The organism is Mycolicibacter terrae (genome assembly GCF_010727125.1).
GTDB lineage: Bacteria > Actinomycetota > Actinomycetes > Mycobacteriales > Mycobacteriaceae > Mycobacterium > Mycobacterium terrae.
In genome coordinates this window covers 4,336,153-4,360,167 of record NZ_AP022564.1, presented here as the reverse complement: position 1 = coordinate 4,360,167, position 24,015 = coordinate 4,336,153, and the positions used below count along the sequence as shown (strand labels likewise).

The 24,015-nt window shown below is 68.8% G+C and carries 26 protein-coding genes and 1 pseudogene; 11 read left to right on the top strand and 16 right to left on the bottom strand.

Features of this window, described 5'->3' with window-relative positions; all coding sequences use genetic code 11:
• Positions 1 to 4 precede the first annotated feature (4 nt).
• On the bottom strand, positions 5 to 808 hold the full coding sequence (locus G6N23_RS20650; RefSeq protein ID WP_085260115.1) for an acetoacetate decarboxylase family protein: 804 nt from the start codon (positions 806 to 808) through the stop codon (positions 5 to 7).
• The gene (locus G6N23_RS20645) at positions 805 to 1,782 is read right to left on the bottom strand and encodes an SDR family NAD(P)-dependent oxidoreductase (RefSeq protein WP_234808536.1); all 978 of its coding nucleotides are present in this window, start codon (positions 1,780 to 1,782) and stop codon (positions 805 to 807) included. The genes G6N23_RS20650 and G6N23_RS20645 overlap by 4 nt, the downstream gene beginning before the upstream one ends.
• Before the next feature lie 66 nt (positions 1,783 to 1,848).
• On the opposite strand from G6N23_RS20645, the gene G6N23_RS20640 reads away from it, so the two are divergent.
• Complete coding sequence (locus tag G6N23_RS20640; protein ID WP_085260117.1) at positions 1,849 to 2,739, top strand: IclR family transcriptional regulator; 891 nt, start codon at positions 1,849 to 1,851, stop codon at positions 2,737 to 2,739.
• 1 nt (position 2,740) lies between these two features.
• Here the strand turns inward: G6N23_RS20640 and G6N23_RS20635 are convergent, their stop codons facing one another.
• The gene (locus tag G6N23_RS20635; RefSeq protein ID WP_085260118.1) at positions 2,741 to 3,493 is read right to left on the bottom strand and encodes an SCO6745 family protein; all 753 of its coding nucleotides are present in this window, start codon (positions 3,491 to 3,493) and stop codon (positions 2,741 to 2,743) included.
• A gap of 139 nt (positions 3,494 to 3,632) precedes the next feature.
• On the opposite strand from G6N23_RS20635, the gene G6N23_RS20630 reads away from it, so the two are divergent.
• The 5 genes from G6N23_RS20630 (at position 3,633) to G6N23_RS20610 (ending at position 10,588) form a co-directional block, all read left to right on the top strand.
• Positions 3,633 to 5,117 (top strand): cytochrome ubiquinol oxidase subunit I, encoded by a 1,485-nt coding sequence (locus tag G6N23_RS20630; protein ID WP_085260119.1) that lies wholly within the window; start codon positions 3,633 to 3,635, stop codon positions 5,115 to 5,117.
• Positions 5,118 to 5,145: 28 nt separating this feature from the next.
• Entirely contained in the window at positions 5,146 to 6,186 is a 1,041-nt protein-coding gene (cydB, locus tag G6N23_RS20625) for a cytochrome d ubiquinol oxidase subunit II (RefSeq protein ID WP_085260120.1), read from the top strand.
• 80 nt (positions 6,187 to 6,266) lie between these two features.
• The gene (gene cydD / locus G6N23_RS20620; RefSeq protein WP_234808547.1) at positions 6,267 to 7,856 is read left to right on the top strand and encodes a thiol reductant ABC exporter subunit CydD; all 1,590 of its coding nucleotides are present in this window, start codon (positions 6,267 to 6,269) and stop codon (positions 7,854 to 7,856) included.
• Positions 7,843 to 9,507, top strand: a complete 1,665-nt coding sequence (cydC, locus tag G6N23_RS20615; RefSeq protein ID WP_085260122.1) for a thiol reductant ABC exporter subunit CydC — start codon at positions 7,843 to 7,845, stop codon at positions 9,505 to 9,507. The genes cydD and cydC overlap by 14 nt, the downstream gene beginning before the upstream one ends.
• A gap of 52 nt (positions 9,508 to 9,559) precedes the next feature.
• Positions 9,560 to 10,588, top strand: a complete 1,029-nt coding sequence (locus tag G6N23_RS20610) for a fused (3R)-hydroxyacyl-ACP dehydratase subunits HadA/HadB (protein ID WP_085260123.1) — start codon at positions 9,560 to 9,562, stop codon at positions 10,586 to 10,588.
• Here G6N23_RS20610 and G6N23_RS20605 read toward each other — a convergent pair.
• Positions 10,515 to 11,156 (bottom strand): TetR family transcriptional regulator, encoded by a 642-nt coding sequence (locus G6N23_RS20605; protein ID WP_085260124.1) that lies wholly within the window; start codon positions 11,154 to 11,156, stop codon positions 10,515 to 10,517. The genes G6N23_RS20610 and G6N23_RS20605 overlap by 74 nt on opposite strands.
• Before the next feature lie 56 nt (positions 11,157 to 11,212).
• Here G6N23_RS20605 and G6N23_RS20600 point away from each other — a divergent pair, with 56 nt between their 5' ends.
• Positions 11,213 to 11,707, top strand: coding sequence for a hypothetical protein (locus tag G6N23_RS20600; RefSeq protein WP_085260125.1), 495 nt, complete (start codon positions 11,213 to 11,215; stop codon positions 11,705 to 11,707).
• Complete coding sequence (locus G6N23_RS20595) at positions 11,704 to 12,573, top strand: alpha/beta fold hydrolase (RefSeq protein WP_085260192.1); 870 nt, start codon at positions 11,704 to 11,706, stop codon at positions 12,571 to 12,573. Before G6N23_RS20600 ends, G6N23_RS20595 begins: the two co-directional genes overlap by 4 nt.
• Positions 12,574 to 12,576: 3 nt before the next feature.
• Here the strand turns inward: G6N23_RS20595 and G6N23_RS20590 are convergent, their stop codons facing one another.
• Together G6N23_RS20590 and G6N23_RS20585 are read right to left on the bottom strand one after the other, a co-directional pair.
• Positions 12,577 to 13,071: a nuclear transport factor 2 family protein gene (locus tag G6N23_RS20590; protein ID WP_085260126.1), complete on the bottom strand. Its 495-nt coding sequence runs from the start codon at positions 13,069 to 13,071 to the stop codon at positions 12,577 to 12,579.
• On the bottom strand, positions 13,068 to 13,934 hold the full coding sequence (locus G6N23_RS20585; protein ID WP_085260127.1) for an LLM class F420-dependent oxidoreductase: 867 nt from the start codon (positions 13,932 to 13,934) through the stop codon (positions 13,068 to 13,070). The genes G6N23_RS20590 and G6N23_RS20585 overlap by 4 nt, the downstream gene beginning before the upstream one ends.
• Before the next feature lie 117 nt (positions 13,935 to 14,051).
• Between G6N23_RS20585 and G6N23_RS20580 the strand changes: the two genes are divergently transcribed.
• Complete coding sequence (locus G6N23_RS20580; protein WP_085260128.1) at positions 14,052 to 14,900, top strand: SDR family NAD(P)-dependent oxidoreductase; 849 nt, start codon at positions 14,052 to 14,054, stop codon at positions 14,898 to 14,900.
• The gene (locus tag G6N23_RS20575; RefSeq protein WP_085260129.1) at positions 14,881 to 15,495 is read left to right on the top strand and encodes a TetR/AcrR family transcriptional regulator; all 615 of its coding nucleotides are present in this window, start codon (positions 14,881 to 14,883) and stop codon (positions 15,493 to 15,495) included. Before G6N23_RS20580 ends, G6N23_RS20575 begins: the two co-directional genes overlap by 20 nt.
• Before the next feature lie 162 nt (positions 15,496 to 15,657).
• On the opposite strand, the gene G6N23_RS20570 is transcribed toward G6N23_RS20575, so the two are convergent.
• The 7 genes and pseudogenes from G6N23_RS20570 to G6N23_RS20540 form a co-directional block, all read right to left on the bottom strand.
• On the bottom strand, positions 15,658 to 16,395 hold the full coding sequence (locus tag G6N23_RS20570; protein WP_372508891.1) for a DUF1906 domain-containing protein: 738 nt from the start codon (positions 16,393 to 16,395) through the stop codon (positions 15,658 to 15,660).
• Positions 16,396 to 16,460: 65 nt separating this feature from the next.
• Positions 16,461 to 17,057 carry an HD family phosphohydrolase gene (locus tag G6N23_RS20565; RefSeq protein WP_085260131.1) on the bottom strand — a complete coding sequence of 199 codons (597 nt, stop codon included), beginning with the start codon at positions 17,055 to 17,057 and terminating at the stop codon, positions 16,461 to 16,463.
• 43 nt (positions 17,058 to 17,100) lie between these two features.
• Positions 17,101 to 18,021, bottom strand: a complete 921-nt coding sequence (locus G6N23_RS20560; RefSeq protein ID WP_085260132.1) for an LLM class F420-dependent oxidoreductase — start codon at positions 18,019 to 18,021, stop codon at positions 17,101 to 17,103.
• A 33-nt stretch (positions 18,022 to 18,054) separates the two neighbouring features.
• Positions 18,055 to 18,876: an SDR family NAD(P)-dependent oxidoreductase gene (locus tag G6N23_RS20555; RefSeq protein WP_085260133.1), complete on the bottom strand. Its 822-nt coding sequence runs from the start codon at positions 18,874 to 18,876 to the stop codon at positions 18,055 to 18,057.
• A gap of 33 nt (positions 18,877 to 18,909) precedes the next feature.
• A pseudogene (locus tag G6N23_RS20550) lies at positions 18,910 to 19,111 on the bottom strand (aldehyde dehydrogenase family protein); the annotation flags it as partial.
• An 85-nt stretch (positions 19,112 to 19,196) separates the two neighbouring features.
• Entirely contained in the window at positions 19,197 to 20,180 is a 984-nt protein-coding gene (locus G6N23_RS20545) for an acyl-CoA thioesterase (protein ID WP_085260134.1), read from the bottom strand.
• 87 nt (positions 20,181 to 20,267) lie between these two features.
• Positions 20,268 to 21,119 (bottom strand): carotenoid biosynthesis protein, encoded by an 852-nt coding sequence (locus G6N23_RS20540; protein ID WP_095174087.1) that lies wholly within the window; start codon positions 21,117 to 21,119, stop codon positions 20,268 to 20,270.
• Positions 21,120 to 21,194: 75 nt separating this feature from the next.
• Here G6N23_RS20540 and G6N23_RS20535 point away from each other — a divergent pair, with 75 nt between their 5' ends.
• Positions 21,195 to 21,992, top strand: a complete 798-nt coding sequence (locus tag G6N23_RS20535) for a DUF1906 domain-containing protein (protein WP_085260136.1) — start codon at positions 21,195 to 21,197, stop codon at positions 21,990 to 21,992.
• A 47-nt stretch (positions 21,993 to 22,039) separates the two neighbouring features.
• Here the strand turns inward: G6N23_RS20535 and msrA are convergent, their stop codons facing one another.
• Genes msrA through G6N23_RS20520 form a run of 3 tightly spaced genes read right to left on the bottom strand, consistent with a single transcriptional unit; the run spans position 22,040 to position 23,866 of the window.
• Positions 22,040 to 22,570 (bottom strand): peptide-methionine (S)-S-oxide reductase MsrA, encoded by a 531-nt coding sequence (gene msrA / locus G6N23_RS20530; RefSeq protein WP_085260137.1) that lies wholly within the window; start codon positions 22,568 to 22,570, stop codon positions 22,040 to 22,042.
• The gene (gene msrB, locus G6N23_RS20525; RefSeq protein ID WP_085260138.1) at positions 22,567 to 23,058 is read right to left on the bottom strand and encodes a peptide-methionine (R)-S-oxide reductase MsrB; all 492 of its coding nucleotides are present in this window, start codon (positions 23,056 to 23,058) and stop codon (positions 22,567 to 22,569) included. The genes msrA and msrB overlap by 4 nt, the downstream gene beginning before the upstream one ends.
• A 37-nt stretch (positions 23,059 to 23,095) precedes the next feature.
• Positions 23,096 to 23,866 (bottom strand): SDR family NAD(P)-dependent oxidoreductase, encoded by a 771-nt coding sequence (locus G6N23_RS20520; RefSeq protein WP_085260139.1) that lies wholly within the window; start codon positions 23,864 to 23,866, stop codon positions 23,096 to 23,098.
• Between the last annotated feature and the right edge of the window lie 149 nt (positions 23,867 to 24,015).

Here is a 24,015-nt window from a genome sequence, read left to right as displayed (position 1 = left end):
GCGCTTACGCCCGCATCGACTCGGGCCTGGGGGCGGCGAGCAGCGCCACATCGTCGTAGCGCTGGTGCACGTACGGCAGCAGCCATTCGGCCGGCACCCGCTGAGCTATCCTCCCCACCTGGACGGTGCGGCGGCGACACCAGGTGATCGACCGGATGTCCCGGATCACGATGTCGGCCACCGGATCCAGCGGCGACTCCCCCAGCGTGCAGGTGCCGTCGACGATCTCCAGTGACTCGTAGTGCCGGTGGTATTCGCCGTAGACGAGGTGGGGGTCGGTGATGCCGCTGCCGTCGGGGGCACGCAGGAACTTGAAGTAGAACTCGATGTTGACCTGATCGGGCGGCAACTCGCCCGGGCCCGTCACCCGGCCGTTCACCTGGATGAGGTGGTGGCCCAGCCGCTGCACGCCCGCGCTGATGTTCGCACCGTCGCGCTCCACCTCGATGTGGGCCAGTTTCTTGGGCTCGCCGAAGGTTTCGCGCCCGCCGGTGACGGATTGTTCGGTGGACTGGGGCATGAACAGCGGATAGTCGCCCTCGATACCGTCGTGCCGGGCGGTCACCGAGAACACCGCGGACCCGAACGGCGGTCTGCCCTCCAACCGGACCCGCTGCAGCTGGACACGCACCAGCGGTTCGGCGGCCGGCTCCAGCGGTCGGGGCAGCACGGCCGCGACGATCTCCGGATCGGTGAGGTAGGTGACGGTCACCGCCTCGGTGGCGATCGGCGCCGTGGTGGCATCTATCTCGTGGTCGACCCGCTCCTCGGGTGGACGAGGGCCATAGCGGACTGTGGTGGTACTCAACGCTTTCCTCCTTCTTCCCCCGCGTTCTGGGCATGCCGGCTCAGGACGTCGACCAGGTAGTCGGGCTCACCGCGACCGAGGATCGACGCCGCCTTGGCGGCCACGATCTGATCGGAGGCGGTGGGCGGGCCCATCATCCAGAAGCGATCCGCCTGGATGCCCTCCACGACCTGGTCGGCGACGGTTTCGAGCGGGGCGAACTCGACTTGCGCGCCGGCGGCCTCGAAGCGGGCCACCACACTGGCCAGGGTCGCCTCGGGTGTTCGGCGTCGCTGAGTCGCGGCGTAGCGCTGCGGGCGGTGCCGCCACGACTCCCAGATGCCGGTGTTCAAGAAGCCTCCCGGGAACAGGACGTGTGCGCGTACCCGCGTCCCGGTCATCTCCAGGTGGCTGTAGAGGCTCTCGGTCAGGCAGAGCACCGCGGCCTTGGTCATCGGGTAGACCGCTGTGGCCGGCCCGCCCATGGCGCCGCGGGCGATCGGCGCGAATCCGCCGTTACCCGAGCAGGTGTTGACGAGGTGTCCCTCGCCCTGCTCGAGCAGGATCGGCACGAAGGCCTTGATGCCGTGGACGACGCCCAGGACGTTGACGTCGATGCCCCAGCGCCAATCGGCCAGGTCGTGCTCCCACATATAGCCCTCGGACACCGCCCCGGTGCCGGCGTTGTTGCACACCACGTGCACCGCGCCGAAGCGAGCGAGCGCCTCGGCGGCCAGCGACTCGATCGAGGAGTAATCGGTGACGTCGGTGACCACCCCCACGGCCTCGATGCCCTCGTCCTGCAGGTCCCGGGTCGCCTCGTCCAGCGGTTCGGCGAGGACATCGGCGAGCACCACCTTCATGCCCTCGCGGCCGAACCGCCTGCCCAGGGCCCGGCCGATGCCACCGGCTCCTCCGGTCACCACCGCCGTCTTGCCTCGAAGCTGCGTCGCCGTCCCTGTTGCACCTGTGGCCTGCGTAGACATTGTGACCATCGTCACATGGTCGCGGATACCACCGCAAGGAGTCGCACTATGCGCCTACCGGGCTACGGTTCAGCTATGGCCCCGCGCCCCTCTCCGCAGACCGAACGGGTGGTGAACCTGTTCGATCACCTGGCGGGTCCGGGGAACAAGGGCATGACGCTGGCCGAGATCTCGCGCCGGTTGAGCGTCCACAAGGCCAGCTGCCACTCGATGCTGGCCGAACTGCTCCGGGCCGGCTGGCTGCTGCGCGACCCGGTTCGCAAGACCTACCACCTCGGCCCCGCCCTGGTTCGGCTCGGCCGAGAGGCGGCCGAGAGCTATCCGGCCCTGGTGTTGACCCGCTCGGCGATGGCCGAGCTGTCGGCGGCCACCGGCGCGCACTGCGTCGCCTTCTCGGTCAGCGATGACTACTCCACCGTCGTCGATCAGGTTCGCAGCCCTCAGGGCGGCGGTCACCCGATGCCCATCGGCACCCAGTTTCCGCACCGTCCGCCCTATGGGGCGTCGATCGCCGCCTGGTCCGGGGCGGGCGTCCGGGATCGGTGGCTCGCCGCCCTGCCCGCGGACGTGCGCGATCGCTACCGCCAGGCCCTGAGCGCCGCCGAACAACGTGGCTATGCGGTCGGGCTGCACATTCTGCCCGACCTACGCCTGCAGGAACTGGCGTTGATCGTGCGCAGCGCCGAGGTTCGTTCCACCCGCCTGAGCCAACTTGCGCAGGCCTTGACCGACGAACTGATCCACACCGAGGACTGGTTTCCGGTCAACCTGGCCCCCGACCGCACCTACGCCGTCAGCCACATCGACTCCCCCGTCCTGGGGCCGGGATCCCGCGTGGCGCTGATGCTGAGCCTGGTTCCCAGCGCCGATCCGATGAGCGGCGCCGCGATCACCCGGCTGGGGACGCAGCTGCATTCGGTGACCCGCGGGCTCAGTGCCGCCCTGGCCGCTGAACCGCCGGGCTAAGTCAGGCCGGAACGGCGGCCTGCAACGAGGCCAGCGCGTCGGTGCTCAACCGGGCCAGCTCCCCGGCTTCTTCGGCGGTCAGGGCGGCTGCGAACAGTTCCGCCATGCGGCGGTTGGTCTCCTGTTCGATCTGGTCGTAGCGATCCTTCTTGTCGGCGCCGTCGGCGAAAGGCTCGGGCCAGCCGAACATCGCGGCGTACTGCGGTCCCTTATTGAGCATGTGCGCCTCGATCGGGGCGATGCCGGAGATGGCGAGCGCGTTGAAATGCACGCCGGCCCGCAGTTCACGCAGGATGAACATCACCTGCAGCGCCCGTCCCGCAGCGTCGTCGGCCAGCGGCATCGCACGCCAGCCGGCGAACAGGGGCAGCCCCGCGATCGGTGAGGCTGCGATGACCTTCTCGCCCAGCGCGGCGATCCGATCCAGCCCCTGCGCACCGGACAGGTACTTACGCCCGAACTCGGCCGTCTGGGCCCAATACTGTTGCGCTGCAGCGGCAGCGCCGCGCACCGCGACGCCTTCGTCCCACATCGCGCCCAGCGCGGTCGGTTCGAACACGGCGAACACCGCACCGACGGCGGCACCCGTGGCCTCGCCCAGCACTCCGCCGCGTCCGGCGACGTACCCGGCCAGCGGGTTCTGATAGCCCGCGGCGATGCTGTCGGCGAAGGTCTCCGGGTGCAGCATGAACACCGCGACGGCCTGTTCCATCGCCGTTCCGGTGGCAGCTGCCGACGTCTCGATGTCGCTCATGGGTTCGGCTCCTTTTAGGAAAGTCTCGTCACGGGTCACCGCCCCGGATCCTAACTGCCTCGATATAGAGCTAGTACCGCCGCGCCATAACTACTACACTCTGTCGTAGCATCGGCTCCGCAGCTCCGGGAGATCGCCCATGGACGTCGTCGACGTATCGCGGTGGCAATTCGGGATCACCACCGTCTATCACTTCATCTTTGTGCCGCTGACCATCGGTTTGGCGCCCTTGGTCGCGGTCATGCAGACGGTGTGGGTGCTCACCGACAACGTCGCCTGGTATCGGCTGACGAAGTTCTTCGGCAAGCTGTTCCTGATCAACTTCGCCCTCGGGGTGGCCACCGGGATCGTGCAGGAATTCCAGTTCGGGATGAACTGGAGCGAATACTCGCGGTTCGTCGGCGACGTGTTCGGCGCTCCGCTGGCGATGGAGGGCCTGGCCGCGTTCTTCTTCGAATCCACGTTCATCGGCCTGTGGATCTTCGGCTGGGGCCGGTTGCCGCGGGCGGTGCATCTGTTGTGCATCTGGATCGTCGCCATCGCCACCAACGTGTCGGCGTTCTTCATCATCGCCGCCAATTCGTTCATGCAGCACCCCGTTGGCGCGCACTTCAATCCGGAGACCAACCGCGCCGAATTGGACAGCATCATGGCGCTTTTCACCAACAACACCGCCCAGGCCGCCCTGTCGCACGCGGTCGCCGGCGCATTTTTGACCGCAGGAACGTTCGTCGCCGCGGTGGGCGCCTGGTGGATGGTGCGGTCGCGGGCCGGGGTTGCGGCGGGCGGCGGTGGAGCGCAAGCCGCCGGTGTCGACGCGGCCACCATGTATCGCCCCGCGACCATCCTCGGGTGTTGGGTTGCGCTGATCGCCGCGGCCGGACTGTTCTTCACCGGCGACATTCAGGGCAAGCTGATGTTCGTCCAGCAGCCGATGAAGATGGCTTCGGCGGAGTCGTTGTGCGACACCGCCACCGACCCGGATTTCTCGATCCTGACCGTCGGCCGGCAGAACAACTGCGACCATCTGACCCGGGTGATCGAGGTGCCCTACGTGCTGCCGTTCTTAGCCGAGGGCCGGTTCAGCGGGGTTTCACTCGAGGGGGTCCGCGACATCCAGCAGCGCTACGAACAGCAGTTCGGGGCGGGTGACTATCGGCCGAACCTGTTCGTCACCTATTGGTCGTTCCGCGCGATGATCGGCCTGCTGCTGGTGCCGGTGGCGTTCGCGCTGGCCGCGCTGTGGCTGACCCGCCGCGGCCGGATCCCGAATCAACGCTGGTTCTCCTGGCTTGCGCTGCTGACCATCCCCACCCCGTTTTTGGCCAACAGCGCGGGCTGGGTGTTCACCGAGATGGGCCGCCAGCCCTGGGTCGTGGTCCCCAACCCGACCGGCGATCAGAACGTGCGGCTCACCGTCGCCGAAGGGGTGTCGGGCAATTCCGTCGGCGTGGTCGTCACCTCCCTGGTGATGTTCACGTTGGTCTACGCGGTGCTCGCGGTGATCTGGTTCTGGTTGATCAAGCGTTACGTCGTCGAAGGGCCGCAAGAACACGACGCCGAACCCGCGCCGCCGGCAGCGCCCGCCGACGACGAGGTCGCGCCCCTGTCATTCGCCTACTGAAGCCGCCGCAGCGAAAGGAGACCTCGCGATGGACCTACACCAGGTGTGGTTCGTACTGGTCGCGGTGCTGTTTCTCGGATTCTTCGTGCTGGAGGGCTTCGACTTCGGGGTGGGGATGCTGATGACGCCGTTCGGCCGGGTCAGCGCCGGCGATCCCGAGGCGCATCGGCGCGCGGCGCTGAACACCATCGGCCCGGTCTGGGACGGCAACGAGGTCTGGTTGATCACCGCCGGCGGCGCGATGTTCGCCGCGTTCCCGGGCTGGTATGCGACGGTGTTCTCCACGCTGTACCTGCCGTTGCTGGCGATCCTGTTCGGCATGATCGTGCGCGCCGTGGCGATCGAGTGGCGCGGCAAGGTCGACGATCCGAAGTGGCGGGCGTGGGCGGATTTCGGGATCGCCGCCGGGTCCTGGCTGCCCGCGATCCTGTGGGGGGTGGCGTTCGCGGCTCTGGTCCGTGGCCTTCCGGTGGACGCCGAACATCATGTTCGGTTGGCGTTTGGCGACGTGATCAACGCCTACACGCTGCTGGGCGGGCTGGCGACCGGCGGGCTGTTTCTGTTCTACGGCGCGGTGTTCACCGCCCTGAAGACCGCCGGCGCGATCCGTGACGATGCCCACCGCTTCGCGGGCCGGTTGGCGCTGCCGGTGACCGCATTGGTCGCCGCCTTCGGGGTGTGGACCCAGGTGGCCCACGGCGCCCGCTGGACCTGGCTGGTGCTGGGGCTCGCCCTCATCGCCCAACTGGTAGCGGTGCTTCTGGTGTGGCGCCGGGCATCCGACGGCTGGGCGTTCGCCTGCACCGCGCTGGTGGTTGCGGCGGTGGTGGTCTTGCTGTTCGGCGCCCTGTACCCGACCCTGTTGCCCTCCACCCTGGATCCGCAGTGGAGCCTGACGATCTACAACGCGTCGTCGACTCCCTACACGTTGAAGATCATGACCTGGGCGGCGGTGATCTTCGCCCCGCTGGCGATGGTGTACCAAGGCTGGACGTATTGGGTGTTCCGGCAACGTATCTCGGCAGAACAGATCCCGCCGTCCATCGGGTTGGCCAGGCAGGCGTCCTGACCGGCGGGACGTCCCGGGCCCCACTGGACCCGCGGCTGTGGCGGGCCTCGACGGAGGTGCGCCGCTTCCTGGCCGCCACGGTGGGCTGCGGCGTGGTGATTACGGGTTGCGCGATCGCCTCGGCGATCCTGCTGGCGCACATCGTGTCTCAGGTGATCACCGATCCATCCACCCGCAGCGTCGCACACTGGGTACCACTGCTGGCGGCGCTGGGACTGCTGTGGACGGCGCGCACCGTCGCACAGTGGGCACAGGCCCGCGTGGGTCAGCGCGGGGCCGGCGCGGTGATCGCCGAGCTGGCCGGGCAGGTGCTCGCCGCGGTCACCGCGCGCTCCCCTCGCCGGCTGGCCGCCGAACGCGACGCCGCGGCGGCCGTGGTCACTCGGGGGCTCGACGGGTTGCGCCCCTACTTCACCGCCTATCTGCCCGCGCTGCTGTCAGCAGCGGTCCTGACCCCGGCCACCGTGGTGGTGATCGCCTGCTACGACCGACGAGCGACCCTGCTCGTCGCGATCACCTTGCCGCTGATCCCGGCCTTCATGGTGCTGATCGGCCTGGCCACCGCGGACCGATCGGCGGCCGCCCTGGCGGCCATGACGACGCTGCAGGCGCGGCTGCTGGACCTGATCGCCGGAATCCCCACGTTGCGTGCGCTCGGCCGCGCCGCCGGGCCTGAGCACCGCATCGCCGAGTTGTCCGCCGCCCACCGCCGATCCACGATGGCCACTTTGCGGATCGCGTTCCTCTCGGCGCTGGTGCTCGAACTGCTGGCCACCCTCGGCGTGGCGGTGGTGGCCGTGAGCATCGGCCTGCGGCTGGTGTTCGGCGAGATGAGCCTGACCGCCGGCTTGACGGTATTGCTGCTGGTGCCCGACGTGTACTGGCCGCTGCGCCGCATCGGGGTGGAGTTTCACGCCGCCCAGGACGGGCGCGCCGCCGCGGAGAAGGCGTTCACGCTGATCGGTGAACCGATCCGGCGCACACCCGGACACCGGGTCGTGACGGCGCGCGGAGCGGAGATCCGCCTCGACCGGCTCAGCGTGGCCGGCCGGGACGGTGCCGCGCCCGCCGACCTGACCGCGGTGATCGAGCCCGGCCGCGTCACGGTGCTGACCGGTGCCAACGGCGCGGGAAAGAGCACGACGCTGGCGGCCGTCGCCGGGCTGACGGTGCCCACCGCGGGACGTGTCACGGTGTCCGGTACCGACATCGCCGATCTCGACCTGCCGGCGTGGTGGCGACAGCTGTCCTGGCTGCCGCAGCGTCCGGCACTCATCCCCGGCAGCGTCGCCGACAACCTTGCCCTGTTCGGGGAACTCGTCGATGCCCAGGCCGCCTGCGCGGCAGCCGGATTCGATGCAGTCGTCACCGAACTGCCCGACGGCCTGCACACCGGGTTGGGGCGCGGCGGTGTCGGGATGTCGTTGGGCCAGCGGCAGCGACTGGGGCTGGCGCGAGCGTTGGGGTCGGCGGCGCCGGTGCTGCTGCTCGATGAGCCGACCGCCCACCTGGACGCCGCTACCGAACAGCGGGTGCTGACGGCCCTGGTTCAGCGCGCCCGCGCCGGGTCGACCGTGGTCGTGGTCGCCCACCGCGCGCCGGTCCTGGCCATCGGCGATCGGGTGATCACGGTGCGCGCCCAGGCGGGTGAGGCCGATGCGGCGCGCTGATCTCCTACGGGCCGCCTGGGGGCTGCTGCGACCGCGGCTGCCCCGGCTGCTGCTGGCCGGGGCCCTGGGGGTGCTGTCGCTGTGCAGCGCGCTCGCGTTGGCCGGGGTCTCGGCCTGGCTGATCACCCGCGCCTGGCAGATGCCGCCGGTGCTGGACCTGACGGTCGCGGTGGTTGCGGTGCGGGCGCTTGCGATCTCCCGTGGCGTCTTGCACTACTGCGAGCGACTGGCCGGCCACGACGCTGCGCTGCACGCCGCAGGGACGGCGCGCGCGCAGATCTATCGGCGTCTGGCCCACGGGCCGGTGAGTGCCGCGGCCCGATTGCACACTGGCGAGCTGGTGACACGGGTGGGCGCCGATGTCGACACATTGGCCGATGTCCTGGTGCGCGCCCTGCTGCCGGTCGGGGTGGCGGCCGTGTTGGGCGTGATCGCCACGGCGGCGATCGCAGTGATCTCGCCGGCGGCGGCCGCGGTGTTGGCGGGTTCTCTGCTGGTCGCCGGGGTACTGGCGCCGTGGCTGTCGGCGCGGGCCGCCGCCGCGCAGGAAGACCTGGCCCGCCAACACCTTTCCGAGCGCGACGTCTCATCGATGTTGGCCCTCGACCACGCTCCCGAGCTGCGGATCGCCGGGCGCCTGCCCGGGGTCATCGCCGAATCGCAGCGCCGGCAACGGGCCTGGAGCACGGCGATGGACACCGCCGCGCGGCCGGCCGCCATGGCCGCCGCGATGCCCACCGCCGCCGTCGGGGTCAGCGTACTGGGCGCGCTGGTGGTCGGGATCGGGCTCGCCGACGCCGTCGCACCCACCACCCTGGCGATTCTGATGTTGTTGCCGCTGTCCGCGTTTGAGGCCACCACCGCCCTGCCGGCCGCCGCGATCCAGCTGACTCGTTCGCGGATCGCGGCGCAGCGACTGATTGACCTGGCCCCACCGGACGCATCCGTGGTGGCCGGCCCCGAGGCGGCGCTGGCTTCCGCAGCGACGCGGCGATTGTCGGTCGATGTGCGCTTCGGCCACCGCGAGGACCGCGCGATGCGGGTTGCGCTGGAACTGGCGCCCGGGGACCGGCTGGCGATCACCGGACCGAGCGGGGCCGGAAAGACCACGCTGCTGATGACCCTGGCCGGGCTGCTGGCGCCGCTGGAGGGCCGAGTGGAGGTGGACGGGATCGCGCTGCAGCGGCTTCCCGAGAACGAAGTACGGGCCGCTGTCGGCTTTTTCGCCGAAGACGCGCACGTCTTCGCCACCACTGTTCGGGACAACCTGCTGGTGGCGCGCGGGGACTGCCGCGACGACGAACTGGCCGACGTCCTGGACCGGGTCGGTCTCGGCCGGTGGCTGGCCGGCCTGCCCGACGGTCTGGCCACCATCTTGGCCGGCGGCGCCCAAGGCCTGTCGGCCGGCCAGCGCCGGCGCCTGCTGCTGGCGCGGGCAATGCTCTCACCCGCCCGGATCGTTTTGCTCGACGAGCCGACCGAACACCTCGACGCCGGCGACGCCGATGATCTGCTGCGCGCGCTGTTGCAGGTCCCCGGCCTGTTCGGCGCCGATCGCACGGTGGTGGTGGCCACCCACCACCTGCCCGCCGACAGCCCGTGCCGGCGCCTGAGCATTGCTGATGTGTCCCGCTCCGAGCCCGCGCGCTAGTGTGCTGTGGTCAGCCTCAGCAAACAAGCCGACAGAACGGTTGAGTCGATCCATGACCACAGCAGAGACATCGGCGCTGGAAGCACGGGTCGGCCACTACTACCAGATGGACGGCACCTATCTGGTGGGCCGGGAGAAGGTCCGCGAGTACGCCCGAGCGGTGCAGGATTACCACCCGTCGCACTGGGACGTGGCAGCCGCCGCTGAGATGGGCTACTCGGGGCTGGTGGCTCCCCTGACGTTCACCTCGGTCCCGGGGATGAACTGCAACCGGCGCATGTTCGAGTCGGTGGTCGTCGGATACGACACCTACATGCAGACCGAAGAGGTCTTCGAGCAGCACCGCCCGATCGTGGACGGCGACGAGCTGGAGATCGATGTCGAGCTGACCGCGGTGCGCCGGATCGCTGGCCGCGACCTGATCACCGTGACCAACACCTTCACCGACACCGCCGGCGAGCGGGTACACACCCTGCACACCACCGTCGTCGGGGTGACCGCCGAGGACATCGATCCGGCCGTCAAGACGGCCGTGCACAACGCGATGATGCACGACGTCAACATCCTCGGCATCGGTCAATCCGACGCCTCCTACCAGAAAACCCTGCGGCCCGGCGGTGACGCCCGGATCTCCGAGGGCGGCCTGACCCGCACCCCGGCGACCCCGTCCTTCGACGAGGTGAAGGTCGGCGACGTGCTGCCGGTACGCCACACCCGGCTAACCCGCGGCGACCTGGTGAACTACGCCGGCGTGGCCGGCGACGCCAACCCGATCCACTGGGACGAGGAGATCGCCAAGCTGGCCGGGCTGCCCGACGTGATCGCCCACGGCATGCTGACCATGGGCCTGGGCGCCGGCTTCGCCTCCGCCTGGACCGGCGACCCCGGGGCGATCACCCGCTATGCGGTGCGCTTGTCGGCGCCGGCGATCGTGTCGGCCAAGGAGGGCGCCGACATCGAGTTCAGCGGCAAGATCAAGTCGCTGGATCCCGAGACCCGCACCGGCGTCATCCTGGTCGCGGCGAAGTCCGGGGACCGGAAGATCTTCGGCCTGGCGACGCTGAACGTCCGCTTCCGCTAGCCAGCAGCCGGCGGGCGACGTCGGCGGCCAACTCCCCGGTGTCGGCGTCGGGGCCCTCCGCCGCGAAGCTGCGGCGCACCAGAGCCAGCGGCGCGTCGATGACGGCCAACCGCACCCGGTCGCGGTCGGCGGCCGGGAACCGCGCCAGGAATCCGGCCAGTGCCTCGGCCGCGCGCCGGTCCAGGGCATCGGCGTCGGCCACGACGGCGGCCGAGCAGTCGGTGCTGACGAAATCGGAGCGGCTGTAGCGGGCCAGCAGAGCGGCCGCTTCCTTGTGGTCGGCGCTCCAGCGCAGCACGTGGCGCGCGGCGGCCACGCCGATTTCAACCGGGTCACCGTCGGCGGCGAGCAGCGGCAGGAAATCCGCCTGGAAACGGCGCACCGGTGTCAGCCAGGCCTGGGCCAGCAGATCGTGTCGTGTGGGGAACCGGTGATACACCGACCCGCTGGGCGCCCCCACCGCCTGGGCCACCGCGGTGGCGGTGGCGGCACCCGGCCCGCCCGCAAGGATCAGCCCGATGGCCGCGTCGATGAAGTCGTCGGCGGTGAACTTACCTGGCATCGGCATGAAGTAGAGAGTACTCTCTAATAAATTAGCGATAGTTCTCTAGATTGGAGCGTGCGATGCGAGTCACCAATGTGCACAGCCGGGTGTTCGCCGCCGATAGCCTCGACCGGGTGGGCGCCTTGATAGACACCCTCGCCGGTGACGACGACCGGCTGTGGCCGCAGGAGAACTGGCCGGCGTTGCGGTTCGACCGGCCGCTGGGCGTCGGCGCGAAGGGCGGGCACGGTCCGATCCGCTACGGCGTCACCGACTACGAGCCGGCGCGGCGGATCCGGTTCGCCTTCAGCAAGCCCACCGGCCTCGACGGCTATCACGAGTGGCAGGCCCAACCGGTGCCCGCCGGCTACGAATTACGCCACAGCCTGGTCGCGACCACCGTGGGCTGGACCGGGCTGAGCTGGCCGTTCATCTGGCGGTGGCTGCATGACGCGCTGCTCGAGGACGCCCTGGACAAGGCGGCCGGCAACCTGGGCTGTGGCGGCCCGCGCAGCTCGTGGCCGGCCTATGTGCGGGTGCTGCGGTGGGCGGTGCGTCGCAGGGGGCGGCTGTGAGCGACCCGTTCGACAACCACACCGACCTCACTGTCTGCGGCGGGCCGGTGCGGTGCTACCGCGGCGGCGAGACCGGGCTGCCCCTGCTTCTGCTGCACGGAGCGATGCTCGACACCGCGCAGGGAGTATGGCGCCGGGTCGCCCCGGCACTGACGGCCGACTACCGGGTACACCTGATCGATCTGCCCCGCCACGGGGCCAGCCGGCCGTGGCAGGGTGTGCTCGACGACGCCTTCTTCCGCCGCTTCCTGCACGAACTGCTCGACACGCTCGAGCTGGGCCGGGCGGCGTTCATCGGACTGTCCCTGGGCGCCGGTATCGCCACCGGTTTCGCCGTGGCGCACCCCGAGCGGGTGAGCGCCCTGGTGGCGGCCGGGCCCGGCGGGCTCGATGCCAAACGCCCGGCGCAGTTCCTGACCTGGCTGGCTATGCGCACACCCGGGCTGCTGCGCGCCGGCTCCTGGTACCTCGCCCGTTTCCCCGCCGCGATCCGCCGGTCCATGATCGCCAATCTGGCTGCGGGCGAACGCACCCCGGATTTCGACGCGATCATCGCCGACGCGGTGCACGAGGCGCGCGCCAAGCACCGTTACGGCGAGAAGGTACTGGACGACTGGCAGATCCAGGCCTACGGTCCGGGCTCGATGCGGCTGAACCTGCTGCCGGAGCTGCCGGGACTATCCGTGCCGACGTTGTGGGTCCGCGGCGCCGACGACCCGCTGGTCGGCGCGGCCGAACTGGCGAAAGCCCATGCCGCCGCCCCGAATTCCCGGCTGGCCACCATCGCCGGCGCCGGGCACATCCTCACCTACGACCGGCCCGCGGAGTTCGTCCGGCTGGTACGGGGGTTTCTCGAGCCCGGGTAGGCCTCAGCGGATCCGTCCGGCGATTCCGTCGACGAACAGGGCGCGGCTGTCGGCGCTGCCGTCGAGGAGACGGGTGATCCGTTTGACGATCTGCCAGCGCCCGGATACCGCCGATTCCCGCCTGAGATGGAAATAGTTGGCGCCCCCACGTGCCACGTGGTAGCCGACCTCCCGCTTGACCAGCAACGTCGAGGCGCATACCGCGGTCGCGTCGTCGCCGTGGACGGTGACCACCGCCGGTCCCAGGAAATGCACACAGCCGCCGTTGATCAGCTCCTGGTGTCCCGATGAGCGCACCATCGCCGCGATGTGGTCGCGGCCCTGCATCAGCCAGTCTTCGACGTCATAGACCCCGTCGTCACACCACAGTGCGGCGGTAGCCTCGGGGTCGCCGGCGTCCACCAGTGGGCCGTAGGAGGCGATCAACCGCTCGATCGCGCGTTCGTCCTCGATCTGCTGCAGGCGGCGTTCGAGATCGATCAACCGTTGGCTGGTCATGGGTGCTCCGTTCCCGCGAGGTCGGTGAGCTGTGCAAGGGCCGCCAGTTGGTCGCGGAAGTGCGCCGAGGATCGTGCGGAGATCACGCAGCTGACATCGGTCGCCCCGGCTTCGGCCAGCCGGCCGATCTGGTCGGTGACCCGCTGCGGGGCGCCGATCGGGTCCAGCGGCCGGGTCGCCAGGACGACGGTGAAATCGTCTGGACGGTCCACGGAGTCAAGCAGTTTGGCGATCTCGGCCGTCGTGAGGCCGAACGGCGTCCAGCCGTCACCCAAGTCCACGGCGCGCCGAAGTGAGCGCCTGGTGCGCCCGCCCACCCAGATCGGCACCCGCGGCTGCACCGCACAGGGCTCCACGATCACCGAGTCGTAGCGATAGTAGGGGCCGTCATAGGCCGGTCGGCTGCTCGACAGTGACGCACGCAGCGCCTTCATCGCGTCGTCGGCGCGGGCGCCGCGATCACCCCAGGCGCAGTCGAGTAGCTCGAACTCCTCGCGCAGCGAACCGACACCCACGCCGAGGGTGAGCCGGCCGCGGCTGATCCGATCCAGGGTCCCGTAGCGCTTGGCGATCTCCAGCGGATGGTGGTAGCCCAGCACCAGAACGGAGGTCACCAGCCTGATCCGCGTGGTGCGGGCGGCAAGAAACGCCAAGGTGGCCAACGGATCCCAGTACGTCGCACCGCGAACGGCCGCCACCTCTTCCGGCACCGCCACATGTTCGGAGCAGGTGAGGTGTGCGAATCCGAGCTCATCTGCGGCCGTGGCTATCTCGGCGATGTCGTCGATGCCGCCGCGGGCCTCCCAGTCCGAAGCCGCGCCGGGGAGCTGAATAACCACCGGCGTGGACAGGCCGAAGCGCATCAACGGGCCCGGGGAACGTCGTACCGCAATGGCTTCATGCACTTTCCTTGCGCCGGGTGGCCGAGGTAGCCTCGTCCCATCAGAAACTAAAATGAATTTTAGTTACGGAGGTAGCCCTTGTCCAGCGGTGACCGGCCGGCCTGGCGGCCGCACTACGGGCCCTGGGCCCTGATCGCGGGCGGCTCGGAAGGCGTCGGCGCGGAGTTCGCACTGCTGCTGGCCGGTGCGGGGATCAACCTGGTGCTGATCGCCCGTAAGCAACAACCGCTGCAGCACACCGCCGATCGCTGCCGCGAACTCGGCGTACAGGTCCGCGAACTGGCCCTGGACCTGTCGCGGTCCAGCAGCGTCGAGCAGATCATCTCGGCCACAACGGATCTCGAAATCGGGCTGCTGATCTACAACGCGGGCGCCAATACTCACAGCGCGGAGTTCCTCGATGGCGACCTGGCCGCGTTCCAACAGGTGATCGACCTGAATGTGACGACGCCGCTGGCGCTGATTCATCACTTCGCCGGCCCGATGCGTGCTCGCCGCCGCGGCGGCGTACTGCTGATCGGCTCGCTCACCGGCTATCTGGGCTCAGCGCGGCACACCGTGTACGGCGGCGTGAAAGCGTTCACCCGGATCTATGCCGAGGGCCTCTGGCTTGAACTGCGTGACTACAACGTGCATGTTCTCGAACTCGTCCTCGGCGTCACCAGGACACCGGCCATGGGGCGGGCCGGGCTCAACTTCGACATTCCCGGGCTGCAGGTGTCCGATCCGGCCGATGTGGCCCGCGAAGGCCTCACCCAGCTCCCCGACGGGCCCGTGCGCGTCGTCTCCGAACACGCCGGGAACCCGGCCTTGCACGCCGGCCAGGATCGGGCCGACGCCGTGCTCGCCTCCCACCGGATGATGCAGAAGTTGCTTCGCGGCACACCGCCTGCCGCGCGAGGCTCCGATGCCCCGTCCGCCGAGTGATCGCGAGCCGGCAACCCCCCGGACACCCGCTCAGCACCAACGCTGTGAACGGATCCTCGCCACCGCGGCCAGACTCGGCGCCCGCGACGGGCTGGAAGCCGTCCGGATGCAGGACGTGGCGGATCAGTCGGCGGTATCGATCACCACTGTCTACCGCTACTACCCGACGAAGCACCATTTGTTCACGGCACTGCTGCTGCACTACACCCGCTCCGTGCAACCGCCGCACCCGCTGACCGGGTGCCCGGCTGCCGATGTCACCGACCTGATGGCGGGCATCTGCCGCAGCATGCTCACCCGGCCGCGGCTGGCCCGGGCGATGATCACCTCGGTCAATGCCCGGCGTGCCGAATCGAGTACCGCCGGCGACTTCAACCTGCGCGAGATCATCTTGTCCGTGGCCGGGATCGTCGAGCCGACATCGAAGGACACCCAGATCGCGCTGCTGGTCGAGCAGTGCGCCTACGGCATCTTGTCGTGGGCGGTGATGGGAGAGACCACACCCGCCCAGGCTGAGGCCGATATGCGCCGGGCGTGTGAGCTGCTGTTGGCGCCCTGGGCCGAGACGACCGGACGCCGGGTTAGGCGAGCATAGTTTGTTGACACAGGGCCCACAGCAAGCCCTCCGGGCATTCCACGGCGAACCGACTCGGGGGCGCGCCTTTATCTCTGACGAACCCGGTTGATACACGGCATATTTCGACAGTCAACGCACAGATCCGGATTTCTTGTCAGTCGTTCGTCCGGGAGCCGGCCGTCACCGGGCGAGATCCCACTGGCCGAAATCGGGCGCCAGGACGTCGTCCACATCGACGTGGACGTCGTCGATCATGAAGCCCGGGTCGGTTGCGGTGACGACTTCGCGCTGGAAGAGCACCGCCGCCGGTTCGCGATCACCGCCCGACCACGCCTTGGTCTGCCATGCCCACCGGTGGCCCGGGCTGGTCGAGCGCCCGATGACACCATCGGCGATCGCCCACCCGAGCTGGCGGGCACCGCCGTAGATTCCGGTGCGCTCGGTGCCCAGCACAGAATTGATGCCACGAAACCACTGCGCGGCCTGGCTTTTCCACGTCTGAGCGTCGATGTCTTCGTCGACGCTGAAGAAGATCGGCGCTGAGTCGGGGCCTCCGGCCGCGTTGTGCAGCCGCAACGCGGTGTGGGCGTCGGCCACTCCCCCGTCATAGCCGCGGGTGAAGTCCGACGGGGAGTTCACCCATCCGGGCTTGCCGAACTGGTAGCAGCTGACGACCTGCAGGCCGGCGTCGCGAAGCCGGTCCGCGTAATCGCGGGTGACCGGCTTGAAATCGAACGTGGCGCCCGGCCGTAACTCCGAGACGTAGACCAGGGCCCCGGCGAAGCCCGCGGCCTTGATCTGATCGGGCTGGACCAGCCGGTCGGCGAAATCGACGAGCCGCAGGCCCTCGCCGGCGGCCGTCGGGGTGCCGGTCATCGCCCCGAGGACGCCGGGGACGGCCAGCGCGGGCGTGAGCAGGGCGGTGTAGCGCAGGAATTCGCGGCGGGCGACCGATCGCGTCACAAGGAGAAGGGTAGCCGCCGTCAGCGGTCTTGTCCGGCATGCCCCGAGCGGGCCAGGGCGTTGCCGGGACGAAGGAAACCGGGCTGCTGCAACCGGCGGACTGCGCGCACGACACCCGAGGGGATCACCCGCCTGAAGAAGACGCCGGCGTCGAAGGCGCCGCGCACCTCGGTGACATAGGACCGCGGAAGGCCGAACCGGATCAGGCCCTGGCTCACGTCGACCAGGTCGGCACGGCGAACGGCTTCGACCAGCGGCGCATAGGGGCGAGATGGGCGGTAGCCGGCCAGCCGATGGTGCTGGGCGACGACGAGCGCCAACTCGTCCGACCACGCGTCGCGGCCGGTCTCCTGCAGCCACGCGTCCTGCGCTTCGATCGACGGCACCAGATAGTCGATCGTGTCGAACGCTGCCAGATCGTGAAATGCCGCGGCGATCGCGAGTTTCTCGTCACGGTCGGGGGCGTCCGGTGTCAGTGCGCGGGCGAAATTGAAGATCCGGTACACGTGGGCTTTGTAGGCGTCCCAACCGATGTCGTCACCGCCGGCTCGGTGGCGGTGCGACTCGAGGATCTCCTCGGCCAGCGGCACACTGCGGATGATCTCCGGCACGGTCATGACGCCACACTATCGTCGGCACGGCGGGCCTGACAGCGGGGCGCTACGCCTGCTGGATCACCGATTCGCCGAAGTGCTCTATCGCCTCGATCGCCTGGCTGAGGCCGTCGCCGGGGACGGCGACCTGGACCCAGGTGACCCCCACATCGGCAAGACGGCCCAGGCCGTCCAGGTAGGCGTGTGCATTGAAGTCGTCGTCGCCGGGGCGGCCCCCGGCAAGGTTGGAGAAGCAGATGTCGATGGCCGCCCATTCCCGGCCCGCCTCCTCGCAGCGCCGTCGCAGATCCTGAATGCCTGCGGCCAACGCGTCGACGGAGTCCATGGCGGCGGTGCGCGCGGTGCCGGCCAGGGCCGCCGGCGCCGCGAAGGGCGCCCACCCGTCGCCGCGGGTGGCGACCCGTTGCCGCGCCTTGCCGGTGTTTCCGCCGATCCAGATCGGTGGATGCGGGCTGGTGGCCGGGCGTGGGTGGGCGGTGATCCCCCTGGCCCGGAAGTGCCTGCCCTGAAACGAGACGTCGTCGCCGGTCCAGATGGCTCGGATGACGTCCAGACCCTCCTCGACCAGCTCGGTGCGTTCATCGAAATCGACGCCCAGGGCCGCGAATTCGCCCTTGAGATAGCCCACGCCGACCGCCAGGGTGAACCTGCCGCCGGACAGCAGGTCCAGGGTCGCGCCCGCTTTCGCCACCACGAACGGGTTGCGGTAGGGAAGGACGACGATGTTCGGAATGAACCGAAGCGTGCGGGTGTGCGCGGCTGCGAACCCCATCGCCACGAAGGGGTCCAGACTGTCGTGGCCGCCGGCGTCGAGCCATCGCTGCGTCGGCGCCGGGTGGTCGGTGAAGCCCATGGCGTCGAACCCCGCGGCTTCGGCGGCCCGCGCGACGGCGGTCACACCCTGCGGGGATACCAGTTCCGGGTCGCATGGATGCGTGATGATCGGGTAGGTGAAGGCGAAACGCATACGGGATCCTTTCGGCCCTGAAAGGGTGGGCGGCTAGGTGGTGGTCGACCGCGGCGGTCCGAGTATGTAGCCGCTGCCGTCCGGGTGGTGATACCACCCGCCCGCTGCGTGCGTTCCGCCGTCGACGTGAAGCGTCTGCCCGGTGACGTAGGTGCTCAGCCCGCCAGCCAGAAACACCGCGGCTCCGGCCATCTCGTCCACATGACCGGTACGGCCCATCGGGATCATCCGTTCGGCGTTGGCCAGCATCTCGGTCGAGCCGATGCGCTCGATGCCTTCGGTGAGCGTGAGATCCGGTGCCAGGCAGTTGACCCGGATGCCGTGCGGAGCGAGTTCCAGTGCGGCCGTTTTGGTGAAGTTGATGACGCCCGCCTTGGCCGCTGCGTAGGCGGCGTAGCCGGGCGCAGCGCGGGCGCCCTCGATGCTGGCGATGTTGATGATGCTCCCGGGCGCGCGGTGCTGCACCAGTGTCTGGGCGACGCGCTGCGTGCAGAGCAGGACATGGGTGAGGTTGGAACGGATCAGGGTGTCCCACCCCTTTGGGGCGGTGTCCAGCAGCGGGGCCGAGAACGCCCCGCCAGCGTTGTTGACCAGAACCGTCGGCAGCCCCACCTCGGCCACGGTTCTGGCGAGCGCCGTATCGACCTGATCGGCATCGCGGACATCGATGACACAGGCAAGTCCCCCGACCGCGGCGGCCGTGCTCTGCGCGGTCTGAGGGTCTTTCTCCCAGATCACGACCCGGGCACCGAATTCCGCGAAAGTCTCGGCTATGCCGCGGCCGATGCCGGCGCCCCCGCCGGTGATGACGGCTACTCGACCGTCAAGAGCCGACGCATCCTTCGGCAATGCCACGAACCACCTCCGAGTGTTGTCTCGACCAACCGGTCAGAGGCTGATGGAGACCGACTTGGTGTTGAAGTAGGCCTCCAGGCCCCTTGCGGCCGCGTTCCCCGCCCCAGCCGGATTGCTTGTGCCCGCAGATCGGCATGGACGGGTCGGCGGCGAGTGCGCAGTTCACCCAGATCTGGCCGCCGCGAAGCTGGTTCGCGACCCGATGGGCGCGGCTGAGGTTCTCGGTCCAGATGGCTCGGCGATCTGCTCCGCGGTCGAGGGGTTGAAGACCGGGATCATCCCGCCGGTCTCAACCGCCGGGGCGGTTTCGATGGTGCTACTCACTGGTGTTGATCCTTTCGGTGAATCCTGGCAGGCGCGGTCGAATTCGTCGTCGGCCGGACGAGCACTTCTTGGGCGGTGCTGGCCACGTGCCGGCCGGCGGCGTCGACGATCGTTCCCTGCACCAGGGCGCGATGCCCGCCGACGGCAACCGTCTGCAGGGTGTAGCAATGCCACCGGTCGAACTGCACCGGGCGGTGCAGCCAGATGGTGTGGTCGAGGGTCAGCCCCCGGTGCGTGGCATAGCCGACACGTTGCGGGTGGGAGCGCAAGGCCATGTCCACCAGCAGGTAGTCGCTGGCGTAGGCCAGCAGCGCGGCGTGCTCCTGCGGACCGGCGTCGACCGTGCGCGGCAAGCGAATCCAGTGAGTGCGCTGCCCGGGCGCCTGTGCACCACCGAGGAAGATGGGCGCTTCACCGATGCGCATCTCCAGCGGGGGCGGCCGGTCGATCCAGGTCCGTCCCGGACCGGCCAGTCCAGCCCGGGCGTACTGCGCCCAGTGCTGCAGCAGCGGAACGGATTCCGGTGGTGTGGCCGGGCCCGCCGCGGTATGGACGTCGGCACTCGCGGCGTTGGCGTCGAAGGACACCGTCGCTGTCACCAGCGCATTGCCGTCTTGTTCGATGACGACGTGGCGCACCGACATCGAGCGCCCGTCGCGGGTGCGCTCGACAATGATGTCCAGGGGTGCGGTGAAGTCACCGAGACGCAGGAACGACGCGTGGATCGAATGCGGGATGAGCTCGGCGACGGTGGCCGCGGCCGCCGCCATCGCCTGGGCGACGAGTTGGCCGCCGAAGATCCGGCCGAAGCGGACCGCTTCGTTGCCGGCCCGGAATCGGTCGGCGCCGACCGGCTGCGGCGTGAGCACCTGTAGCAGCTCATCGAGGGCGCCGAGCGTGCCCCGTTCCAGCGGGCTGCCCGACCCGCGAAGGGGACCACTGAAATCGGACTGGGCGGTGGCCTCAGGCGGCGACGACATGAGCCTCCTCGACGGACTGCCGACCGGGAACCGGCGTCGTCATCTGAGTTAAGTCAACCGCTTGACTTATGTCAAGGGCGGGTCGTCTCAGTCGTCGGCACTGCCCGGATACAGCCGCGCCACGCTGATCGCCACGACGAGGCCCATCGTGAACCATGACATCGCGCAGCAGGTCGCGTAGATGTCAGACAGCGGAATGACCCTGCCGCCCTGCAGCGTCGCCGTGGCATCACCGACGCGAAGCATCTCAAGGTTGACCTGCAGCGCGAGTCCGAACCAGATGACGACCGGCATCAGCAGTGTCGATCGGGGCGAGGCAACGGACTCCCGCCGCCACCGCCGTTCCACCAACGAGAACAGCTGGAACATCACCCATCCGGTGAACAGCCACCCGAAGTAGTTACTCAAGGGAACGCCGAGGGCGCCACTGGGCGACCCGTAGGAATACAGGCCGCGGGCGTAGGCCGCGATCGGGTCGATCACCAGGTCATATCCGCCGAGGATGAGCGTGGCGACGATGGGAGTCACGACCACGAAGGCCCGGTGGCCGCGGTTCTCGCCCACGATCACCCGGGCCAGAACCCATGCCAGCCAGGCCAGCACCACCCAGCCGAACACGACCGTGAACGGAACCCCGAGCGCGCGCGGTCCTTCGAAGTGATGAACGTAGGAGCCGAAGGGGAAACCGGTTGCGACACTGCACGCCTCGAAGCCGAATGCCACGGTCACCGCAACAGCGAAATAACCGATGGCCCCGACCGGCCGGTACAGCGTCAGGGTGTGCAGCACGACGAACGCTGCCAGCGCGGCACCGTAAACCGCTTCGGCCACAGTCTGTATCGGCGAGCCGGCGCTCAGGGCCGCTGTCACAGTCGCGGCGAACCAGACCGCGACCAGACACCAGCCGGCCACAGCCCGCCCTCGAGTGCGTGTCGACATCGCCGCATCGTAACGGTGTCGCTTCCCCGGCGTGGGCAACATGATTAACAGTAGCCACATTGTTAACATCGGGCGATGCAGGACCCTCCGGTGACTCGTCGCCTGTCACACCCGGTTTCCCGGCGCGATGTGCTGCGGTACGCATCCGCCGCGGCGCTGGCCGGGGTGGGCGCCGCATCCGCTGCCGGCACGCCGACCGCCTCGGCCGCCGCGCCGACGCTGATCGACTACGCCATGCGCCAGATCCCGGCGCAGGACATCCGGGCCGCCGGCCATGCCGGGGTGATCAACTACGTCTCGACGTCACGTCCCGGCTCGAACTTCGGCGCCAAACCGATCACCCGCCCCTATGCCGAGTCGCTGACCGCCGCGGGACTGGTGATCGTCAGCAACTACCAGTACGGCAAGCCGGGTGGCACAGCGCCATCGGACTTCACCCGCGGCTACGCCGGCGGCGTCTCCGATGCGCAGACCGCCTGGAATCTGCACACCGCAGCCGGGGGCGGCCGCAATGCGCCGATCTTCTTCAGTGTCGACGACGACATCAACCGTGATACTTGGAACAACGTTGCACTGCAGTGGTTTCGCGGCATCAACTCGGTGATCGGGGTGCAGCGCACCGGGGTCTACGGGGGCGTCAACGTCTGCCAGTGGGCTGCAGCCGACGGTGTCATCGGAAACTCACGCACCCCCGGGCACCGCTGGGCCTGGCAGACCCGCTCCTGGTCGCGCGGGCAGCGATTTCCCGGAGCGGTCCTCTTCCAGCGCATCGTGAGCACCGCGTCGACCCCGGGGCCGGTGGTCGGCGGGATCGAGGTCGACGTCAACGACGTGCTGGCCCAGGACTGCGGGCAGTGGAACTTCCATCAGTGAAGCGGCGGTACCCGGGGTGATCGCCGGGCCGGCCGTCGTCCCCGGTCTCAGCTGGCCGGCGTCACCGTGGAGTCACTGCTGCGGGGCAGCTTCCAGTCCGGTCGCACGTAGTGACACGTATAACCCGCGGGGTAGCGCTGCAGGTAGTCCTGGTGTTCGGGCTCTGCCTCCCAGAACTCCCCGGCTGGAGTGACTTCGGTGACCACCTCGCCCGGCCACCGTCCCGACCTGTCGACATCGCCGATGGTTTCCAGCGCGATCCGCTTCTGCTCCTCATCGAGGTAGAAGATCGCCGAGCGATAGCTGGCGCCGACGTCGTTGCCCTGGCGGTTCCTGGTCGTCGGGTCGTGGATCTGGAAGAAGAACTCCAGCAGGCTCCGGTAGTCGGTCTGGTCCGGCCGGAAGGTGATCTCGATCGCCTCGGCATGGCCGGGATGGTTGCGGTAGGTCGGGTGCGCATTCCGGCCCCCGGTGTAGCCGACCCGGGTGGAGACCACCCCGGGCTGCTTGCGGATCAGGTCCTGCATGCCCCAGAAGCACCCCCCGGCCAAGATGGCCACCTCGTCGCGGGCGGTCATTTCTGCTGCTCCCCGGCCTCTACCGCGTCACTTGACGCCGGAGTCGGTTCGCCGAACAGGCTCAGGTACTGCCCGTAGCCATCGGCGGCAAGGTCATCACGGTGGATGAACCGCAGGGCTGCCGAATTGATGCAGTAGCGCAAACCGGTTTCGCCCGGTCCGTCGGTGAATACGTGGCCCAAGTGGCTGTCGGCCCGAGTGGAACGCACCTCGATTCGCTCCACCAAGTGGCTCCGGTCGACTTTTTCCACGACGTTGTTCGCGTCGATGGGCCTGGTGAAGCTGGGCCAGCCGGTGCCGCTGTCGAACTTGTCGAGTGAGGCGAACAGCGGCTCACCGGAGACGACGTCCACGTAGATACCGGGCTCCCTGTTGGCCCAGTACTCCCCGGAGAATGCCCGCTCGGTCCCGTTCTCCTGGGTGACGTAGTACTGCTTGGGGTTCAGCGCCTCGAGTGCGGCAGGTTTCTTGGTGTAGTCGTGTGACACAGTTCCTCCTTGGTTGGGTGCTCGGCCGATCGGCCGGCTAATTGCGGCCCGCCATGATGCCGCCATCGACGTTGAGAATCGCGCCGGTCACCCAGCTGGCTTGGTCGGAGAGCAGATAGGTGACGGCGTTGGCGACGTCGACGGGGGTGCCCACTCGCCCCAGTGGGTGCAGCGGAGCGAATGTCGCCAGGGTGGCGTCGATCTCGTCCTTGGGTAGGAACTTTTCGTAGAGTGGCGTCTTGACGACGGCCGGTGCCACCGCGTTGACACGAATGTTGTGCTCGGCCAACTCGATAGCGAGGTTATGGGTGAGCGCATGCAGCCCCGCTTTTTGCATCGAGTACACCGACGACGGCGTCACTCCGATTGCCTGGTGCGCCCACATGCTGCCGATATTGACGATGGAGCCGCCCTCGCCCTTGGCGACCATGCCGGCAACGACGGTCTGGGTGAGGAAGAACAGTGCGTGGTTGAGCTCCATGTAGGAGTCGTAGACCTGCGAGTCGTAGGTGAGAAATGGTTTCGGGATGAAGAATCCTGCCGCATTGACGAGAAGTGTCGCGTCACTGTGCTCTTCGGAGAGCACACGCTGCACGTCGGCGACCGCAGCGCGATCCGTGAGCTCGGCGGTAATCCCGCGGACCACCCCGCGCCGGCCGGTCAGCGCGGCGACGGTCTCACCGACCCGGGTCTCGGAGCGTCCGATGATCACCGCGCTGCCGCCGTGGTCGACAACGTCGTTCGCGACCTGCCGGCCCATTCCCGAACTGCCCCCGACGACAACGACTTTCTTAGCCTCGAAATGCATGTCCGGCCTTCCTATCCTGATCTCATCTGACAGCCGGCGTGTCGGGCCGTCGTTATCCGAATTCGAGTCGGCCCAAAACGGGCGCTACTCGAGATTGCCGCCGATCCGGGTGACGTGTCATCACCCCGGCGCCGCGTTCACCCGGGTGA

What these genes read in the sequence shown, in the direction of transcription:
- G6N23_RS20645 (WP_234808536.1), bottom strand. Translation starts at nt 1,782, where the DNA reads ATGGTCACAATGTCTACGCAGGCCACAGGTGCAACAGGGACGGCGACG.
- G6N23_RS20640 (WP_085260117.1), top strand. Translation starts at nt 1,849, where the DNA reads ATGGCCCCGCGCCCCTCTCCGCAGACCGAACGGGTGGTGAACCTGTTC.
- G6N23_RS20635 (WP_085260118.1), bottom strand. Translation starts at nt 3,493, where the DNA reads ATGAGCGACATCGAGACGTCGGCAGCTGCCACCGGAACGGCGATGGAA.
- G6N23_RS20630 (WP_085260119.1), top strand. Translation starts at nt 3,633, where the DNA reads ATGGACGTCGTCGACGTATCGCGGTGGCAATTCGGGATCACCACCGTC.
- cydB (WP_085260120.1), top strand. Translation starts at nt 5,146, where the DNA reads ATGGACCTACACCAGGTGTGGTTCGTACTGGTCGCGGTGCTGTTTCTC.
- cydC (WP_085260122.1), top strand. Translation starts at nt 7,843, where the DNA reads ATGCGGCGCGCTGATCTCCTACGGGCCGCCTGGGGGCTGCTGCGACCG.
- G6N23_RS20610 (WP_085260123.1), top strand. Translation starts at nt 9,560, where the DNA reads ATGACCACAGCAGAGACATCGGCGCTGGAAGCACGGGTCGGCCACTAC.
- G6N23_RS20605 (WP_085260124.1), bottom strand. Translation starts at nt 11,156, where the DNA reads ATGCCGATGCCAGGTAAGTTCACCGCCGACGACTTCATCGACGCGGCC.
- G6N23_RS20600 (WP_085260125.1), top strand. Translation starts at nt 11,213, where the DNA reads ATGCGAGTCACCAATGTGCACAGCCGGGTGTTCGCCGCCGATAGCCTC.
- G6N23_RS20590 (WP_085260126.1), bottom strand. Translation starts at nt 13,071, where the DNA reads ATGACCAGCCAACGGTTGATCGATCTCGAACGCCGCCTGCAGCAGATC.
- G6N23_RS20585 (WP_085260127.1), bottom strand. Translation starts at nt 13,934, where the DNA reads ATGCGCTTCGGCCTGTCCACGCCGGTGGTTATTCAGCTCCCCGGCGCG.
- G6N23_RS20575 (WP_085260129.1), top strand. Translation starts at nt 14,881, where the DNA reads ATGCCCCGTCCGCCGAGTGATCGCGAGCCGGCAACCCCCCGGACACCC.
- G6N23_RS20565 (WP_085260131.1), bottom strand. Translation starts at nt 17,057, where the DNA reads ATGACCGTGCCGGAGATCATCCGCAGTGTGCCGCTGGCCGAGGAGATC.
- G6N23_RS20560 (WP_085260132.1), bottom strand. Translation starts at nt 18,021, where the DNA reads ATGCGTTTCGCCTTCACCTACCCGATCATCACGCATCCATGCGACCCG.
- G6N23_RS20545 (WP_085260134.1), bottom strand. Translation starts at nt 20,180, where the DNA reads ATGTCGTCGCCGCCTGAGGCCACCGCCCAGTCCGATTTCAGTGGTCCC.
- G6N23_RS20540 (WP_095174087.1), bottom strand. Translation starts at nt 21,119, where the DNA reads ATGTCGACACGCACTCGAGGGCGGGCTGTGGCCGGCTGGTGTCTGGTC.
- G6N23_RS20535 (WP_085260136.1), top strand. Translation starts at nt 21,195, where the DNA reads ATGCAGGACCCTCCGGTGACTCGTCGCCTGTCACACCCGGTTTCCCGG.
- msrA (WP_085260137.1), bottom strand. Translation starts at nt 22,570, where the DNA reads ATGACCGCCCGCGACGAGGTGGCCATCTTGGCCGGGGGGTGCTTCTGG.
- G6N23_RS20520 (WP_085260139.1), bottom strand. Translation starts at nt 23,866, where the DNA reads ATGCATTTCGAGGCTAAGAAAGTCGTTGTCGTCGGGGGCAGTTCGGGA.